Annotated in this window: 15 protein-coding genes, 1 pseudogene and 1 riboswitch; of the genes and pseudogenes, 2 read left to right on the top strand and 14 right to left on the bottom strand. The window is 53.5% G+C overall.

Annotated features, from left to right (window positions below; all coding sequences use genetic code 11):
* Positions 1 to 92: 92 nt before the first annotated feature.
* The 9 genes and pseudogenes from L855_RS22995 to L855_RS20675 form a co-directional block, all read right to left on the bottom strand.
* Positions 93 to 2,006, bottom strand: a pseudogene (locus tag L855_RS22995) (transketolase C-terminal domain-containing protein).
* 29 nt (positions 2,007 to 2,035) lie between these two features.
* Complete coding sequence (locus L855_RS20710; protein ID WP_159790814.1) at positions 2,036 to 2,932, bottom strand: M23 family metallopeptidase; 897 nt, start codon at positions 2,930 to 2,932, stop codon at positions 2,036 to 2,038.
* Positions 2,933 to 3,117: 185 nt separating this feature from the next.
* The gene (locus tag L855_RS20705; RefSeq protein WP_219729970.1) at positions 3,118 to 3,768 is read right to left on the bottom strand and encodes a class I SAM-dependent methyltransferase; all 651 of its coding nucleotides are present in this window, start codon (positions 3,766 to 3,768) and stop codon (positions 3,118 to 3,120) included.
* Between the two features lie 10 nt (positions 3,769 to 3,778).
* Positions 3,779 to 4,912: a glycosyltransferase gene (locus L855_RS20700; RefSeq protein ID WP_159790813.1), complete on the bottom strand. Its 1,134-nt coding sequence runs from the start codon at positions 4,910 to 4,912 to the stop codon at positions 3,779 to 3,781.
* A gap of 101 nt (positions 4,913 to 5,013) precedes the next feature.
* Positions 5,014 to 6,165 carry an NAD-dependent epimerase/dehydratase family protein gene (locus L855_RS20695; RefSeq protein WP_159790812.1) on the bottom strand — a complete coding sequence of 384 codons (1,152 nt, stop codon included), beginning with the start codon at positions 6,163 to 6,165 and terminating at the stop codon, positions 5,014 to 5,016.
* A gap of 165 nt (positions 6,166 to 6,330) precedes the next feature.
* On the bottom strand, positions 6,331 to 6,579 hold the full coding sequence (locus L855_RS22340) for a CpcT/CpeT family chromophore lyase (RefSeq protein WP_281349536.1): 249 nt from the start codon (positions 6,577 to 6,579) through the stop codon (positions 6,331 to 6,333).
* Complete coding sequence (locus tag L855_RS22990; protein WP_425500589.1) at positions 6,545 to 6,688, bottom strand: CpcT/CpeT family chromophore lyase; 144 nt, start codon at positions 6,686 to 6,688, stop codon at positions 6,545 to 6,547. The genes L855_RS22340 and L855_RS22990 overlap by 35 nt, the downstream gene beginning before the upstream one ends.
* Positions 6,642 to 7,061 carry a chromophore lyase CpcT/CpeT gene (locus L855_RS22335; protein WP_159790810.1) on the bottom strand — a complete coding sequence of 140 codons (420 nt, stop codon included), beginning with the start codon at positions 7,059 to 7,061 and terminating at the stop codon, positions 6,642 to 6,644. Before L855_RS22335 ends, L855_RS22990 begins: the two co-directional genes overlap by 47 nt.
* Positions 7,062 to 7,335: 274 nt before the next feature.
* The gene (locus L855_RS20675) at positions 7,336 to 8,583 is read right to left on the bottom strand and encodes an esterase-like activity of phytase family protein (RefSeq protein ID WP_159790809.1); all 1,248 of its coding nucleotides are present in this window, start codon (positions 8,581 to 8,583) and stop codon (positions 7,336 to 7,338) included.
* A gap of 66 nt (positions 8,584 to 8,649) precedes the next feature.
* Between L855_RS20675 and L855_RS20670 the strand changes: the two genes are divergently transcribed.
* On the top strand, positions 8,650 to 9,942 hold the full coding sequence (locus L855_RS20670; RefSeq protein WP_159790808.1) for a tetratricopeptide repeat protein: 1,293 nt from the start codon (positions 8,650 to 8,652) through the stop codon (positions 9,940 to 9,942).
* On the opposite strand, the gene L855_RS20665 is transcribed toward L855_RS20670, so the two are convergent.
* From L855_RS20665 to L855_RS20645, 5 genes are all read right to left on the bottom strand, one after another.
* On the bottom strand, positions 9,939 to 10,295 hold the full coding sequence (locus L855_RS20665) for an FHA domain-containing protein (protein ID WP_246199247.1): 357 nt from the start codon (positions 10,293 to 10,295) through the stop codon (positions 9,939 to 9,941). The two genes, L855_RS20670 and L855_RS20665, sit on opposite strands and share 4 nt — an antisense overlap.
* 165 nt (positions 10,296 to 10,460) lie before the next feature.
* Entirely contained in the window at positions 10,461 to 11,351 is an 891-nt protein-coding gene (locus L855_RS20660; RefSeq protein ID WP_159790807.1) for a hypothetical protein, read from the bottom strand.
* Positions 11,352 to 11,442: 91 nt separating this feature from the next.
* Positions 11,443 to 11,946, bottom strand: coding sequence for a hypothetical protein (locus L855_RS20655; RefSeq protein WP_159790806.1), 504 nt, complete (start codon positions 11,944 to 11,946; stop codon positions 11,443 to 11,445).
* An 11-nt stretch (positions 11,947 to 11,957) separates the two neighbouring features.
* Positions 11,958 to 13,379, bottom strand: coding sequence for an aldehyde dehydrogenase (locus tag L855_RS20650; protein ID WP_281349550.1), 1,422 nt, complete (start codon positions 13,377 to 13,379; stop codon positions 11,958 to 11,960).
* A 108-nt stretch (positions 13,380 to 13,487) separates the two neighbouring features.
* Positions 13,488 to 14,264, bottom strand: a complete 777-nt coding sequence (locus L855_RS20645; RefSeq protein WP_159790804.1) for an RNA polymerase sigma factor SigF — start codon at positions 14,262 to 14,264, stop codon at positions 13,488 to 13,490.
* Between the two features lie 274 nt (positions 14,265 to 14,538).
* Between L855_RS20645 and L855_RS20640 the strand changes: the two genes are divergently transcribed.
* Positions 14,539 to 15,324 carry an MBL fold metallo-hydrolase gene (locus tag L855_RS20640; protein WP_159790803.1) on the top strand — a complete coding sequence of 262 codons (786 nt, stop codon included), beginning with the start codon at positions 14,539 to 14,541 and terminating at the stop codon, positions 15,322 to 15,324.
* Between the two features lie 148 nt (positions 15,325 to 15,472).
* A riboswitch (cyclic di-AMP (ydaO/yuaA leader) is annotated at positions 15,473 to 15,631 on the top strand.
* Positions 15,632 to 15,856 lie beyond the last annotated feature (225 nt).

Here is a 15,856-nt window from a genome sequence, read left to right as displayed (position 1 = left end):
GAACGCACCACTCGCTGACGGAACCCACCCCTGCCCCGTACCAGGAGGGGATAACCCACCCCTGCCTCTCCTCGGAGGGGATGAAGACTGCCTTAGCTGGCTAGTTCTTTGACTTTGGCGACGATACCGTCAGAGTCAATGCCTTGGTGGGGGAATTGTTCCCAGAGACCGCCACAGCCTTCTTCGTGAGTTCCGAGGAAAGCGAATTTGGGCGAGAAGCCTCGTTCTAATAACCAACTGCCGAAGCGGCTGCCTAAACCGGTGCGGCGGTTGAAGGCTTCTACCACTAAGACCATGGGAGAATTGCCCAACTTGGTCATCATCTCTTCGTCCACAACATTGAGGGTGGGTTTGTTGATTAAGCCCACATCAATGCCCTCTTGCTTGAGGCGTTCAACGGCATCCAAAGCGCGATAGAGTCCTTCCCCGAAGCTGACCACATAGCCAGCGGTTCCTTCGCGGATGACTTCATCTTTACCGGGGGTAAACTCGTAGTTATCACCGAAAACGTCGTTGCCGTCGCTGTCGAGGATGTTGGGAACTTTCGAGCGAGTGGAGAAGACGAAGCGTAAGCCGGGGTCGCCGAAGACCTTTTTCACCACCGCTGTCATCTGTCCAGCATCGGCGGGGAAGTAGAGGCGGGTTTCATAGCCGTCATCTAAACCATTGTCGGCGAACATATTGTTCAAACCGAAGTGGCAGGTGTTGTCGGCCATGTCATCAATCCCGGAGTGGGAGAAGTGGCAGAGAACGTTGGAGTAGTTCAACCGGGCCATGGTGATTTCCGAGATGCACATCTCTAGGAAAGCACTAAAGGTCCCGAAAATTCCCTGTTTGCCGGTTTCCATGCCGAATCCAGCGGCGGCGGAGAAGTTGCCGCGTTCCATAATCCCGCCACTGACATAGATTTCTGGGGCAGCTTTGCGAATGTGGGCTAAGCCACAGGAGCCTTCGAGGTCACTGTCAACGCAGAGAACACTCTTCTTGCGGGTGTCAGCATCCATTCCTGAGAGGATTTCGGCGACGGTTTGACCGAAGACGTTACGGTTGGAGCCGAGCGTGTCACCCGATCCAAGATAGGTGTTGGGGTTTTTGGGCTTCTCGATGCCTTCGAGGAAGCTAACCGCTGCATCCTGACCGCGAGCTTTGAGGTTCCACTCCCGCCGTAGCTGCCCCTAGTGCAGCACCGGTACCCACCAGCCTTCGATGCCTTCGATCCCCACTGCCATTTTCCGGCTGTTGACGACGGCAACAGGACCAGTGGTGGTCATGGCTTCGCACATACGACGATAGAGGCCGTCGAGATCTTCGCCGTCTCCTTCGAGGACGGTTAAGCCGTGGCCTTTGAGGGTTTTGGCCACGCTGAAGCCGGGGAGATAGTCGGAGGGATGACCGGCGATGGTGACGTCGTTGTCATCGACAAAGAGTTTGACGTTGAGGTTTTGGGCCACGGCAAAACGAGCCGCTTCGGCGTCGTTTCCTTCTTGTTGTGCTCCGTCAGACCCGAGACAGCAGACGACTTTGGAGGAGTTGGCGATCGCCACCCCGTTCACATAAGACCAAGTATGGCCCAAACGACCAGAACTGAACTTAACACCGGGGGTTAGTCCTAATTCAGGGTGGCCGGGGAGTTTCGCATGAGCTTCCCGGTAGTGCACCAGTTGTTCGGCGGGTAAGTCGCCATAGAGGGCCGCCATGAGATATTGGGTGGCCACCCGGTGTCCGGCTTCATCGAAAAAGACGGGGACAAATCCATCGGGGCTGCCCCGGAAAAAGGCATCGAGGATGGCCACTTCTGGGGCGGTGTCGTAGGGACCGCCGGTATGGCCACCCACACCGCGAGCCGCACCGGTGGCGGTGAAGAAGATGATGGCATCCCGCATCAGTTGGATGTTAGCTTTCAGGGTTGCCCGTTGCTCGTCAGTTAAGGTTTTAACCTTGGGGTCGAGTTTTAGGGGTTTGTATGCACCCAAGTCAATGGGAAATTTGGTTTGTGTAGCAGTCATAGGGTAGTTATCCTGTTGAGCAAACTTGGTTAATTGGCGACCCGTGCCGTGACGGGGGCTTCGGATTCGTTGGGAACTGGGGCCTGAGTCAAACCTGAAACCCGGACAAGAAACGGTTGTGGATCGATCGCCTCGTTGTCCTCAAAAATAGAATAGTGCAAATGGGGGGCGGTAGAACGTCCAGTACTACCGACTAAGCCCACGAGATCTCCACGCTCGACCTCTTCTCCCCATTGTACGGAAATTTCGGACAGGTGAGCATAGAGAGTCATATAGCCGTTGCCATGATCGACCTCCACATATTTACCATAGCCCCCTCCCCAACCGGCATGAGTCACGACGCCCCAGGCGGTGGAGATGACGGGGTCACCAGGATCGCCGGCAAAGTCAAGGCCGTTATGAAATTCTTTGCCGATGCCGAAGGGGTTTTGCCGTTTGCCGAAGTAAGAGGTGACTTGGGTTGAGACTTTGAGGGGCAGACCCTGGGGAATGGCTTTTTCTTGTTCTAAGACATTTTCCAAGGCCGGCTGCACGCGATCGCTGAGGTCTTCGGTTAAACGGCTGACATGGGTTTCAGCGTTGCTTAGGAGTTCTGCGGCGTTGAGAGGACGCAGGACGGGGCCCCCTTGCCCGAGTTCTGGATAGTCTGGGGGTTCGTCTGACATCCCGGAGCGTTCTTTGAGTTCTTCGAGTTGGGCTTCGAGGCCTTCGACCTGTTTGAGAATTTCTTCTGCCCGGCGATCAAGTTCGGCACGATTGGCTTGATAGGTTTGCCAAACTTGCAGTCCTGCCAGTCCTATCCCTCCAACCATTAAGGTTCCTAAGGCAGCGATCGCCAGTCTCAGGGGAAGCCCAACCAGAATCACGCAGGGACGTTGTCCGGCTCGCCTGATGGTGAGGGTATAGGGTCTAGGGAGTAATTGCATGGATGATATAGATATCGGGGCCTAGTTTTGGAACAAGGCAGATAAATCCTGAAGCTGTAATTTTTGTTAAGATTTTCCACAAGATTGTCAAAGTGTATCTGATAACACTCCAGAAGGCAAATTTTCTCGATTTTTTTATGGTGGCGATCGGGGAGCTGGTCTCGTCTGGGCTTGCCGGCAGGTGGCTAAGATTTCTGGAGTAGGGCGACATTACGCCGGGGAATGTCAATGTGATAGCCCCACTGTTGGGCGATCACGTCAAACGTATATTGGCGATAAAAGGTGACATGGGTGGGATGGCGGCGATAATGCCAGTTGGCGAAGGCCCGGTCATCGGTCTGAAAACTGGTCATGATAGCCAGCCAGCCCCCTGGTTTCAGGAGGCGGGTGAGTTGGTCAAATTCTGGGGCAGGATGATGGAAATGCTCGACGACTTCGGTGCAGGTTATGAAGTCGTAGGTTTGGTGCAGGGGACGGTGATCGCCGAAAAAGAAGGGGTCATAGAGGGCCATGGAATGTCCCGCGTCTGCCAACATTTGCGCCAAAACTGGCTCTGGACCACAGCCATAGTCGAGTCCCTGTTGCTTGGGGGCTAGCCGCGACAGCAGCGGTTCCGCCAGGCGATTGAGAAACTGACGATAGCCCTCATCGTTGGAGTTGTTCTCATGTAGCTCGTAACGTTTTCGCTCAAAGTCCGCTTCGGGCAACTCTTCCGCCGCCAAAAAGGTGGCCTGACAATGCTCACAGCGCCAATAGTGGCGATCGCCCACAGTCATAAAAAAGACAACTTGGGGCGATCGGCAGACGCGACAGGATTCAGGAACTTGACAATTCATGCAAAAGGTGCTAGGCAGCAGAGACGAGAGATTTCCCCGTCAGTACTTGAGCATAGAATTGCTGTAACTGTTGCGTAGCTGCATTCCAACCCCAGCGTTCTGCCTCCTGGCGAGCATTCAGGCGCAGGATTTCCCGTTCCTCCTGATTAGCTAACAGCCGTTGAGTGGCCACCACCGCTCCCTGCTCATCAGCGGGATCGAACAAATAGCCATTTTTACCATCGGTGACAATATCGAGAATCCCACCGGTTCCCGCCGCCACCACCGGACAGCCAGCGGCCATGGCTTCGAGCAAGACTAAGCCGAGGGTTTCTGTGCGCGAGGGGAAGACAAAGGCATCAGCCGAGGCATAGGCGGAGGCCAACTCCAACCCTTGTAAATAGCCCACAAACTGGGTGGCCGTTCCCGCGAAATGGGCTTCTAAGGTTTCCCGATGGGGGCCACCGCCCACTAAGGCCAGACGAGCATTGGGAATCGACTCTAACACCGGACGAATTTGCTCAATCTCTTTCTCTGCCGAGAGTCGGCCCACATACAGCAACAAAGGTGCATCAGGATGTCCATCACTGAGGCGCGATCGCATCTTCTGGCTGGCTAAACTCGGCTGGAACATCTCCGTATCCACCCCACGCTGCCATAAATCCGTGCGTTCGATGCCATGGGAACTCAACTCCTGCACCATAATGCTGGAGGTACAAAGATTTAACTGAGCCTGATTATGAGCTGATCGCAGCAACCCCCATAACACCTCCTCAAACATTCCCAATCCATAATGCTGTAGATATTGAGGCAAATGGGTATGGTAGGAGGCCACCAGCGGCACATTCATCGATTTAGCGTAGTAGAGTCCCCCCAATCCCAACACCGCCGGATTCACCACATGAATCAAATCCGGCTTAAAGTCTTCTAACACCGGGCGAATTGAGGGATTGGGAACCGCCAACTTCAGTTCAGGATAGAGGGGCAGTGGGAACCCTGGAACACCAAAAATTTTGGCTCCCTTATATTCCGTCAATCCGCCATCGGGGGAGATCACCAGAACATCATCACCCAGACGTTGGAGATGTTCTACAGTATGCCGCAAGCGAGTGACAATGCCATCGACTTTCGGCAGGAAGGTTTCAGTAAAAAGAGCAATACGCATAGGTACTCTAACGGGATGAGGGGATAGGAGAACCAGGCGGGGCAATCCTGGGGACTGCCCACAAAGCTACCTTGCTGCTTACCCTGGAGAGACATCGGGCCTTAACGCCGCCAGCGCACTTTCGGGAGAATTTGATCCTTATCCACCCGATCTTTGTACTTGACAGCAAAGTTGAGCAGCGAATCCAGCAGCGAGTCGGAGAGGTTATGAGGTTGTAATCCCAAATCAATGAGTTTCGTGTTTTTAGCGTTGAAATAATGGTCTTCGAGTTCAACCCGAGGGTTCTCCAGATTATCAATGCTGACTTTTAGGCCCAAGGCTGCACTGGCCTGTTGCACTTTCAGGGCTAAGTCGGCCACACTGAACATTTCTGTGAACTGGTTGAAGACGCGGAACTCACCGGGATTGGCGGGATTTTCCACGGCAATTTCGATACAACGAACTGTATCTCGGATATCGAGCAAGGCGCGGGTTTGTCCGCCTTTACCATATACCGTCAGGGGATGACCGATGGCCGCCTGAATGCAGAAGCGGTTGAGGGCGGTTCCATAGATACCATCATAGTCGAGACGGTTGACGAGCAATTCGTCCATGCCCGTCTCTTCCGTCAGCACCCCATAGACAATTCCCTGGTTCAAATCGGTGGCCCGTAAGCCCCAGATTTTGCAAGCAAACTGGATATTGTGGCTGTCGTGAACTTTGCTGAGGTGGTAGAAGCTACCGGGCTGTTTGGGATAGGGAAGGGTATCCTTACGACCATTATGTTCGATGGTGATGTAGCCTTCCTCAATATCGATATTGGGAGTTCCGTACTCACCCATGGTTCCCAGTTTTACCAGATGGCAATCGGGGAAATCTTCTTTGAGAATATAGAGAAGATTCAGGTTGCCAATGACGTTGTTGGCTTGGGTGAGAACCGCATGTTCGCGATCAATCATCGAGAAGGGCGCAGAACGCTGTTCCCCAAAGTGAACCACCGCCTCAGGCTCAAACTGGTGCATCGCCTGACTCAGGAAGGGATAATCATTGATATCGCCAATAAACAACTCAATGCGTTTTCCCGTGAGTTCATACCAGCGTTGTAGTCGACGCTGAATGGGGGCGATAGGGGTTAGGGTTTCAATTTGTAGCTGTGAATCCCAGTGACGACGGACTAAACTGTCAAGGATTGCAACGTCGTGGCCACGATTGGACAAATAGAGCGCCGTTGCCCATCCGCAGTAACCGTCACCGCCAATAACAAGTACTTTCATCTTGTGGTTTGTTATACGATTGCTGAGCTGATACTCGCTAAATCTACCAGGTTTGGTGTACCTTGCGACACCGGACTGAGTGGCTCAACGGTAAGATCTTCCGATGGTGGGAATTTGCGACGTTCCCGGGCGATCGCCCCACTGTAACCGAGACTACACCTGAGACTACAACGCCAGTTCATGGGCAAAGCTGGTCACCCGCTCAAACTCAAATGCTCCAGCGACTGACCCCCAAACCCGTTCACCGGTCTCAGGATTGCGTCCGCGATCGAGGGTTCGGAAGTGATGTTCGCTGATTTCAAAGCGACTGTCAAGGTAGGTGGTTTGACCGTTTCGTTCCACACAGCACTGATTCCCCGGTTCCACGACCCCAGTAAAACTATTCTCCTGACGTTCTACCGTTTCGTTCCACACAGCACTGATTCCCCGGTTCCACGACCCCAGTAAAACTATTCTCCTGACGTTCTACCACAAAGTTACAGCCACACAGACGCGTCAAGCGTTCGGGGGTTAGGGATTGCAAACGATGGGGGTCCTACCACAAAGTTACAGCCACACAGACGCGTCAAGCGTTCGGGGGTTAGGGATTGCAAACGATGGGGGTCCCGCGAGGCGCCAAACAACTCCTCGGCATTCTCAATGGCATAATTCTCGATAATCAACTCCCCATCGTCTTGTTTGAGCATCAACACCCGCGTGCGGTAGGGACGATTTAGGGCATATTGATAGGCCTGTTCGAGATAGAAACTAATTCCACCAAACTTATCGGAGGGTAAGGGACGCAAACAGGCCCGAACATGGGCAAATAAGGGCGGATTATCAAAGGCTTGCTGTTGGTTGCTAAAATCTGAAGCCATCCAGCGAGCGAGGGTTGTGATATCGTCGGAATTTGTCATGGGGGAAGAAGGGAACAGGGAATAGGGAACAGGGGGGAGAAGGCAGTAGGCAGTAGGGGAAGAAGAAGGCAAGAGGCAAAAGAAGGGAACAGGGAATAGGGAACAGGGAACAGGGGGGAGAAGGCAGTAGGCAATAGGGGCGTACCCTTGTGCCCTAGAACCATGTAGGGAGGGGTGCAAACCGATCGCCGTCTTTGGGCTTGGATTAATCGGGATCAATTTTCCGAGATTCAGGCCCCCCTGTCAATTTTGAGCCAATTTGGGGACTGAGGCCCTAACGCTGGGAGGTGAGTCGCAGTAGCACAAACTGGTTCACTTGATTGTCTCGGAAATTATCATCGCTGACGAGGATGAGACTCTGAGACCCGTCGGGGAGTCGGGGGCCAAAGGTCATGCCTTCGAGGTTGTCGGGACGAAATCCCTCAAGATGATTGAGGTTTAACAGGAGTTGTTTTTGTACGGGTTGAAAGTCCTTTGACTCCCCTTGTAGGTAGGTTAGGGTTGAGATATCTGTAGCCGAGGCGATCGCCATCTGAAATAGCTTCGCTCCAAACCCTTCGGCGCCAAAGGTGCGTTCTAAACTGAGAAAATAGCCCCCAGGAGCGGAACGCAAAGCATTGGCCCCATCCAGGGCCAACAGTTCCACTAAGCCATTATTCACCGTCAACAGGGAGGGTGGCTCATCGAGGGGATAGAGATGTTCCGCCACCACCTGAGCGCGATTTTCCACCACCACATAATGCAACAGCCGCGTGGTGAGGGGAACAGGAGCATCGGCGGGGGCCTGTTGTCGTTGCTGTTCTAGCCAAGGTAAATCTTGTAATAACGCCGATTCTGTGGCAGCGAATACCCGGTAGGGTTCCCCAGTTCCCACACCGCCAATGGTGAGGGATTCAAAGCCGAGATTATTCTGAACCCCTAGGGTTTGCTCGGAACCGGCTGCATCGGGAATCATATAGTCGGGAATTGGCAGGGCCCGCAAGCGTCGGCCGCTGGTCAAATCAAATTCATCGACGAAGGGAGGAATTCCATCTTGTGAGACCCCTTCACTGGCAATAAAGAGGGTGCGATCAGGAGAGAGGGCAATCCCTTCCGGGTCGATGGTTCCGGCGGGAAACAGTTCTCCGGCTTCATCTCGCAGTAGGGTCACATCCTCAATGGTGATCTTGCGAATCTGGAACAGATCCGGATCGTCCCCGCCAATGTCGATCGATAATGTATAAAATCGAGCGGGAGAGACGAAGCCCCGATCATCGGATAAGGCATAGTAGTTCCCGGTTTGACGATCATAGGTAATCGCCGAGAGACCACCAACCCGAGTGTTCTCAATGTCCTGGCTGGGAAGAACTGACTCATCGAGTAACTCTAGGGATAGGGGCAAAAAGAGTCGAGCTTCGGCTTGGATACGGGGGATGCCACAACTAGAGAGGGTTAAGAGGAGGCACACTAGGGCCACTTGTAGTATCCGCTGATAGATGGGCTGACGTCCTGTGAACCCCCTGACTCGGCTGTCGGTCTGCATCGGCTGTTCTCCTCTGGGTTGGATGGTTGGATTGCTTTGATGTACTGGATTATCTGGGTCTCACTCATGGTTTCATTTTGTTTTCGTTCCTCTAGTCAACGCCGGTTTATGTGTTCTAAGTTCGCCCTTCAATTATTCACTGTATCAGCCCAGGCTCTGACCTTGCTGGCCCTGTCGTTTAGCCTCTCAACTCTCGGACTAGGGGGTGGGGTGGCCCAGGCGCAACAACGGCGGGGATTACCGACCAATCCCTTGGAGTTGGCGGAGGTAGACCCGCTCATTCCTGAGGCGGTTTGGCAGGGAGAGGCGGTGTTAACGCAGACGCAACGGCGTGATTTGGCAACGAGGTTAGATCAACTGAATGCGGAGGCGTTGGCGGCGTTCTCTGATGGCCGAGTCAGCGAGGCGTTTGAGTTGTGGAATCGTGAGTTACGCCTACGACGCTTTTTAGGTACGGAGGCGGAATTAGAGGCGTTGCAACGGGTGGGGGAACTGGCGTGGGAGCAAGAAGAGTTTTACCAACTTCAGGTGATGCGGGAACGGTTGCGGCGTATTCAGAAGCGGGAACTCGATGAGGTGGAAACCCCGAATCTACAGCGGTTGATGGCCCTGGCCCAAACCTATGAGACGGTGGGGGCCCGGTCTGCGGCTCTGGAGTTGTATGAGGTGGTGTTAGAGTCAGCGCGATCACAGGGGGATGAGGCGAAACAAGAGGAGGCTTGGCAACGATTGGGGGAGACGGCTCTCCAAGACCTCAATTATGAGGCGGCGGCGGCGGCCTATGAGGCGTTGCGAGGGTTGGCCCGTCAACGGGGCGATCGCGAACAGGAGGTGGTCTATTTAACGGAGTTGGCCTATATTTACGATCGCCTCCAGGACTATGACCAGGCGATTGAGGCCAAGCAGGCGTTAATCGCTTATTACCAGGAACTGGGGAATGTGGCGCGGGTCACGGCGCTGAAAATTTCGGTGGGTCAGGATTTGCAGAACTCGGAACGTCCTAATGAGGCGATCGCTCAGTATCAGCAAGCCTATCGCTTAGCCTGGGAGGCTCTACAGTTCTACCGGGCCCAGGAAGCTCTCACCGCCTTGGGACAACTCTATGAACGCTATGACGACTGGGAGGCAGCGTTAGAGGTCTATCAAGCTCAGATTGAAACCCATGAAATCGCCCGCAATCAGTATGGGTTGATGATGACCTATGGTCGCATGGGCCAGGTTCAGCAGCAACAACAGAACTACCCAGCGGCCCTAACGTCATTCCGTCGGGGACTGCAACTAGCTCAACAACTGGGAAATCGGGAAGCCTATTTTCAAAGTCATATTGAGACGGTCAACCGGGCCTTGTCGGGAAATTAACCGTCAACGGGATGAGCCGTCAGGCGATCGCCGGCGGCCACCTCGTTTGGCTGGAAATCGAGGCGCAGTTGCAGCCGTGGTCCGGTTGAGCCGAGACGGACGATCATGCCATCATCAACTTGCGACTGATGGACCGGTTGTCCCTCGACAAAGGTGCCATTGGCCCCGAAATTAATCAGTTCCCAATGACCTTGACGATGCCAAAGTTCTAGGTGATGGCGGGAAACGAGAGAACCGTGAATCACGACATCATTATCTTTGGAGCGCCCAACTCGCACAACAGAGTCTTGCTTAAAGGTCCAACTGCGGATGGGTTCAGCTTGAGTTGGATGAATCAGAAAAATCGTGATCACAATGGCAACCCGGACGAAAGAAAACTATCCTAAGGCAGGACAGGGAAGATATCTTAGTACTGCTGTCGGAGGCTAAGGCTGGATGTTGGAGTAGATGCCCGGTAATCGTATCCAGTGTAACGGTTCTAACGGTCATCCCTCAATGTTATCGTATTCTGGGACCGCTCAGGAGGGGACTTCCTTGGCAACAGTGACGATCTGGTAAGCATTGTAGAGGTTTTGGAAGACGATGTAGAACATCGGCCCGAGAGCAAAGCTAGGATTGAGGAATGCCAGGATGAACCAGACGGCAAACATGGTGTTTTTATGGCCGAGGGATTGGCTGACTTCTCGGGCGAGTTGTCCCCGATGAATCCAGCGGCCGAGAAGTCGTCCCAGGCTAAAGTTGACGACGCAGATAATTAGGGCATGAAGGGCGATCGCGGCGATGCTGAGGGCTGAGAGGGTGTTGTCTTGGCGGATGAAGTCATTGGCGGTGGCGCTGGCCAGGGTCAGGAGTATGACCCAGATGATGAGGGAGATACGGCGCCAGTTGATGGCGGCTTGCCAAGATTGGGGCAGTTGTTTCCAGAGTTGGGCCAGTAGGAGGGGCACGGCCAGTAATAGGGCAACAGACTGTACCATGGGCAGGGGATCGGCGCTGCGATCGCTCTCGAAGAGCCAGCTACTGAAGAGAGGAATGGATAGGGCTACCAGGCTATTGGTTAGGATAACGGAAACGGTGACATATTCGATGTTACGACCGAGAAAACTGATGACGGCTGGGGCGGCGGCAGCCGTTGGGGCGATGGCGGTGATGAAGTACAGACGAGCTAGGCTGATGTCGACGGGCATCAAGAGGGCATACCAAGCTAGGGCGATGGTAATGTTGGCGATGGCAACCCAGAGGGCTTGGGGGCGTAGGTGTTGCCAGACGTGATGCAGGTTAAGGTGAATGAAGGTGGCGAATAATAATGCCATCAACAGGGGACGAATGGCGTCGCTGAAGTGAGCCAGTTGAGGCAGTAGGGCGCCGATGATAATGGCAATGATGGGCAGTAGAGCTTTCAAACCCATGATGGTGGCTGGGTTTAAGGATGATAGGGCGGGCGCGGGATAGCCTCAGATGTTCCCTTCACGCCAATGGGAGTTCTGGCGGCTTGGGATGTTATGAGGCCGATGGGGGAGTTCCTTTGGCTTTGGAGAGTAGGGAGATGGCGTCAGCGAGGGCCCCGGTGAGTTCGGTTCGGGTTTTTTGATGGTTGTGTTGTTCGCCCTCAAGGGCCTCTTCCAAGGTTTGAACTTGACCGAGAAGGCGATCGCGCTCTAGGGATAGGTCTAAAACTTGGTGTTGTAACTCGCTGATATCCAAGCCATCGAGAGACTCCTGACGTTGACGGCGGCGCTCGTCTTCAGACCCCATGGGGGGCGATCGCCGCTCTTGCACGCGAGCTTCGAGTTCGGCGATACGCTCTTGTCCCCGTTGCACATCCTGCCGATGTTGTTCGGCCTCTCGGTTATAGAGCAATCGCCAATGTTCGCCCTGTTGTTGTGCCTGGGCGATCGCCGTCTGGGCTTCTTCGAGCTGCTGTTTGAGTTGGCTAATCTCTTGTAGCCATTGGCTGACATTTTGGGTCAGTTCTTGGGGGTTGGGGGGTTGGGGAGTCTCCATAATTCAGGCAGTTAGACACCGATGACTCGTTTGATTAGTCCAAGTTTGCCCTCATAGGGGGCATAACGCCAGTTGAGGTCCAGCCAGAGGCCTTTGTGCAGCACACTTTTGTAATGGGAGAAGCAATCAAAACTAGCTTTTCCATGATACTTGCCGAGACCACTAGCACCGACTCCTCCAAAGGGCAGTTCGGGGACGGCTAACTGCATGATGGTGTCATTGACGCAAGCTCCCCCAGAGGAGGTTTGTTGTAGGACTTGCTGTTGCACCGCTTTACGGTTAGAGAAGATATAGAGAGCCAGGGGTTTGGGACGGGCGTTAATTTGGGCGATCGCCTCGTCAAGACGGTCATAGGTTAACACCGGCAGAATTGGCCCAAAAATCTCCTCTTGCATAATCGAATCATCCCAGGTAATCCCATCCAGAACGGTGGGGGCCATGTAGCGACTGGGGCGATCGCAGGTTCCCCCCGCCACCACGGTTCCGTTATTGAGGAAGGAGGCGAGGCGATCGAAGTGCTGTTCACTCACTAAACGTCCTAAGTCGGGACTCTCGGCTGGATTCTCGCCGAAGAACTCTTGAATATAGCCTTTGATATGGGTCAAGAGTTCGTCTTTGCAGCGGCGATCGACCAGGATATAGTCAGGGGCGATGCAGGTTTGCCCGGCGTTGACGAATTTGCCCCAGGTGAGTCGTTTGGCAGCGACGGGGAGGTTCACCTCGGCATCGACGATACAGGGGCTTTTTCCCCCCAATTCCAGGGTGACGGGGGTCAAATGTTGAGCGGCAGCCTCCATGACGATTTTGCCGATGCGAGTGCTACCGGTGAAGAAAATATGGTCGAAGCGTTGGGCCAGGAGGTCTTGGCTGATCTCGATGCCCCCTTCTAGGCAGCTAATATAGGCGGGGTCAAAGGTGGCTTCGATTAACTCTCGGATGACGCGGGAGGTGTGGGGGGAGAGTTCTGAAGGTTTGACGATGGCGCAGTTTCCGGCGGCGATCGTCCCCACTAAGGGACTAATACTGAGTTGGAAGGGATAGTTCCAGGGGGAGATAATCAGGACCACTCCCAGGGGTTCGGGGTAGATACGCCCTCGGGAGGGAAACTGATCTAAGCCGGTGCGGATGGATTGGGGTTTGACCCAGGATTTGAGATGTTTGATGGCATGGTTAACTTCGGCGATGGCGGCAATTTCAAAGTAGGCCTCAAATTCTGGACGACCCAAGTCGGCATAGACGGCTTCGACAATGGCCGCGCTATGCTCCTGGATGGCCTGTTTTAGGCGTTTGAGTTGTTCGAGGCGGAAGTTGACATCCTGGGATCGGCCGCTGGCGAAAAATTGCCGCTGCTGGTGCAGACGCTCGGCCGCTTGGGAGGAGGGTTGGGTTGGGGTTAGGGTCATTGTGGCTGAAGCGGGGGACTCAACAAAAATGGAGAGAGATGTGCGCGAGACACGTCTCCCTCCAATATTGTAAAGAATTTTGAACTTGTGCTGACAGGGTCACCCAGTCTCCAGGGGGGTCTGGGTCGGGAGTTAGGACTAGCGATCATTCTCCTGCATAATCCGTTGCAGAGTGCTGAGTCCTTTTTTCACTCGGCGGGAGACGGTGACGGCACTGATTCCCATGCGATCGGCGGTTTCTTTCTGGGTCAGGTCTTGCAGGAAGACAAACTCCAGGACTTTGCAGGTTCCCGATTCTAGTTTGGCCAGGCCTTGTTGTAGGAGAATCCGATCTTCTTCGGCCAGTTGGAAACTGCGATATTGGCGATCGGTGACGGTGGAGCCGAGGGAGGTTCCCTGATCCTCAGCTTCAGCGACGGGGGCATCTAAGCTCAGGGGAGAGCGATTTTGCAGGGCTAGTTGAATCTCAAGCCATTCGCTCACAGGAATATCGAGAGCGTCGGCAATTTCTTCGTCCGTGGGAGTCCGCTTCAGTTCACTGTTGAGCTGGCGGATGACTTTTTTGGCTTGGCGATGTACCGTCAGCCATTGGCGAGGCACTCGCATCGAGGGACTGCGATCGCGTAAGTAATGCTGGATTTCGCCTCGGATGTAGGGAATGGCGAAGGAGCTAAAGGCATGACCTTTACTCATCTCAAACCGCTCAATGGCCCGAATCAAACCTAAACAGCCAACCTGGAGCAGGTCGTCGTAGGTCTCGTTGCATTGTTTGAGCCAATGGTGAACCTCTTTACGTACCAACCCGATGTTCAGTTGAACCAGTTGGTTGCGTAGTTCGGTAGATGGAGTCTTTTGGAACTGTTGCAGCAGTTCCAGGCTCTCGTGTTTTAGTTCCCTGGATTCTTGAATCGTCATAGTGACCTGCGGGTGAAGTCAAGCGTTTCCCTAAGTTTGTCGATGCACTCGCCAAGAATTTTGGTTAGGTTAAACTTGGACTCAATAATGTAATGGTATTACGCTAACACCTCAAAACCAATCTAAACTTTAAATTTTATACTGCTCCCATTCTATCATGGTGGCCGTGCTGTTAACTCCGTGATACTACGGAAACTGCTGTCCCTGCATCTATACCTTTCTAGAGAAATCCTTTACAATGAGAGGGTATGTTACGAATTATGAATCTAATTCTATGGAACTGACCTATCTTGATAGCAACTCTTGGCTGCTGGACTTTGATGGTTGTCGAATTCTCTTAGATCCTTGGCTGGTGGGGCCCTTGGTCTTTGGCAATAGTCCCTGGTTGTTTAAAGGAACCCGTCCTATTGAGCGGCGGATTCCCGGCAACATCGATTTGATTTTATTATCTCAGGGATTGCCGGATCATGCCCATCCGCCAACCTTAGAACAACTGCCGCGAAGCTTACCGGTGGTGGGATCGGCGGGTGCAGCTAAGGTGGCGCGGGGGTTAGGGTATGAGGATGTGGTCGCTCTATCCCAGCGGCAGATTTACACCTGGGGCGATCGCCTGCAAATCCAAGCCTTCCCCGGGTCGCCCATTGGTCCAACGACCGTAGAAAATGCGTACGTCATTAGTGATTTACACGCAGGAATCTCCCTGTATTACGAGCCACATGGGAATCACAGTCGTTTATTGAAAGAACTGCCTCCGATTGACGTGGCGATCGCCCCCTTAGTAAATATTGAACTCCCCCTAGTGGGCCCGTTTATCAAGGGGAAAGAGAGCGCCCTGGAATTGGTGCAATGGATTAAGCCCCAATACATTTTACCAACCGCCGCCGGAGGTGATGTGAATTTTGAGGGGCTATTGGTGTCCATTCTCAAGGCCTCGGGAACCCCAGAAGAGTTCCAAGACTGTTTACGGGAGCGTCAACTAGAAACGGACGTGATTAACCCAGTTCCCTGGACTGCGACGACCTTATCACTGGCGCGATCGATGGAATCCAAATCTTCCTAGGAACAACGCCCCTTCCCCTCTTCAGGGATAGCAATTTCAGGGGCCCCCTGCTCCCTTGAGGATAGTTTTGACAACAAATGACCGCTTGAGTTGACATCCCTAATTTTTTCGACTAAATTGTCTCTAGTTCGATAAGTTGGCCTAGTTCATAAGTTCATTTCCAAGCTTGGAAAAGCGCTTGTGAAGCGGGGGAACCAGTTAAAGGGGCGAATCTCTGAGTTCTTATACCCAATTGAGGGTAATCAGAGAAGGACAACTCTCAGTCCTAGCCCGACAGCTAACCTCGTCGGCATTGAGGGGAAACTGAGTCGTCAGCATTTTTTCAAATGATTGACTGCTTCAGTGTCCCAAGCTGTGGACATCACAGCCTGTTCACTGTACCTATTTAGACCTGGAGCAGACCCATGAAATTTGGTTCTAATGTCCATGCTGCCGCCTATCAAGGGCGGCGAGTTCGCTATGTGCCCTGTCGAGTTTTAGTGTTGCCGCCAGACAATTAGCCGGTGGCCGAGTTCCTACTGGCTAACCCAGA

This window comes from Sodalinema gerasimenkoae IPPAS B-353, from assembly GCF_009846485.1.
Classification (GTDB): domain Bacteria; phylum Cyanobacteriota; class Cyanobacteriia; order Cyanobacteriales; family Geitlerinemataceae; genus Sodalinema; species Sodalinema gerasimenkoae.
Note: the sequence above shows the minus strand (reverse complement) of the source record. Positions and strands in the feature narration are given on the sequence as shown.

Bases quoted from the DNA above. Each gene is read 5' to 3' on its own strand.
- L855_RS20710 (WP_159790814.1), bottom strand. From the start codon at position 2,932: ATGCAATTACTCCCTAGACCCTATACCCTCACCATCAGGCGAGCCGGA.
- L855_RS20705 (WP_219729970.1), bottom strand. From the start codon at position 3,768: ATGAATTGTCAAGTTCCTGAATCCTGTCGCGTCTGCCGATCGCCCCAA.
- L855_RS20700 (WP_159790813.1), bottom strand. From the start codon at position 4,912: ATGCGTATTGCTCTTTTTACTGAAACCTTCCTGCCGAAAGTCGATGGC.
- L855_RS20695 (WP_159790812.1), bottom strand. From the start codon at position 6,165: ATGAAAGTACTTGTTATTGGCGGTGACGGTTACTGCGGATGGGCAACG.
- L855_RS22335 (WP_159790810.1), bottom strand. From the start codon at position 7,061: ATGACAAATTCCGACGATATCACAACCCTCGCTCGCTGGATGGCTTCA.
- L855_RS20675 (WP_159790809.1), bottom strand. From the start codon at position 8,583: ATGCAGACCGACAGCCGAGTCAGGGGGTTCACAGGACGTCAGCCCATC.
- L855_RS20670 (WP_159790808.1), top strand. From the start codon at position 8,650: ATGGTTTCATTTTGTTTTCGTTCCTCTAGTCAACGCCGGTTTATGTGT.
- L855_RS20660 (WP_159790807.1), bottom strand. From the start codon at position 11,351: ATGGGTTTGAAAGCTCTACTGCCCATCATTGCCATTATCATCGGCGCC.
- L855_RS20655 (WP_159790806.1), bottom strand. From the start codon at position 11,946: ATGGAGACTCCCCAACCCCCCAACCCCCAAGAACTGACCCAAAATGTC.
- L855_RS20645 (WP_159790804.1), bottom strand. From the start codon at position 14,264: ATGACGATTCAAGAATCCAGGGAACTAAAACACGAGAGCCTGGAACTG.
- L855_RS20640 (WP_159790803.1), top strand. From the start codon at position 14,539: ATGGAACTGACCTATCTTGATAGCAACTCTTGGCTGCTGGACTTTGAT.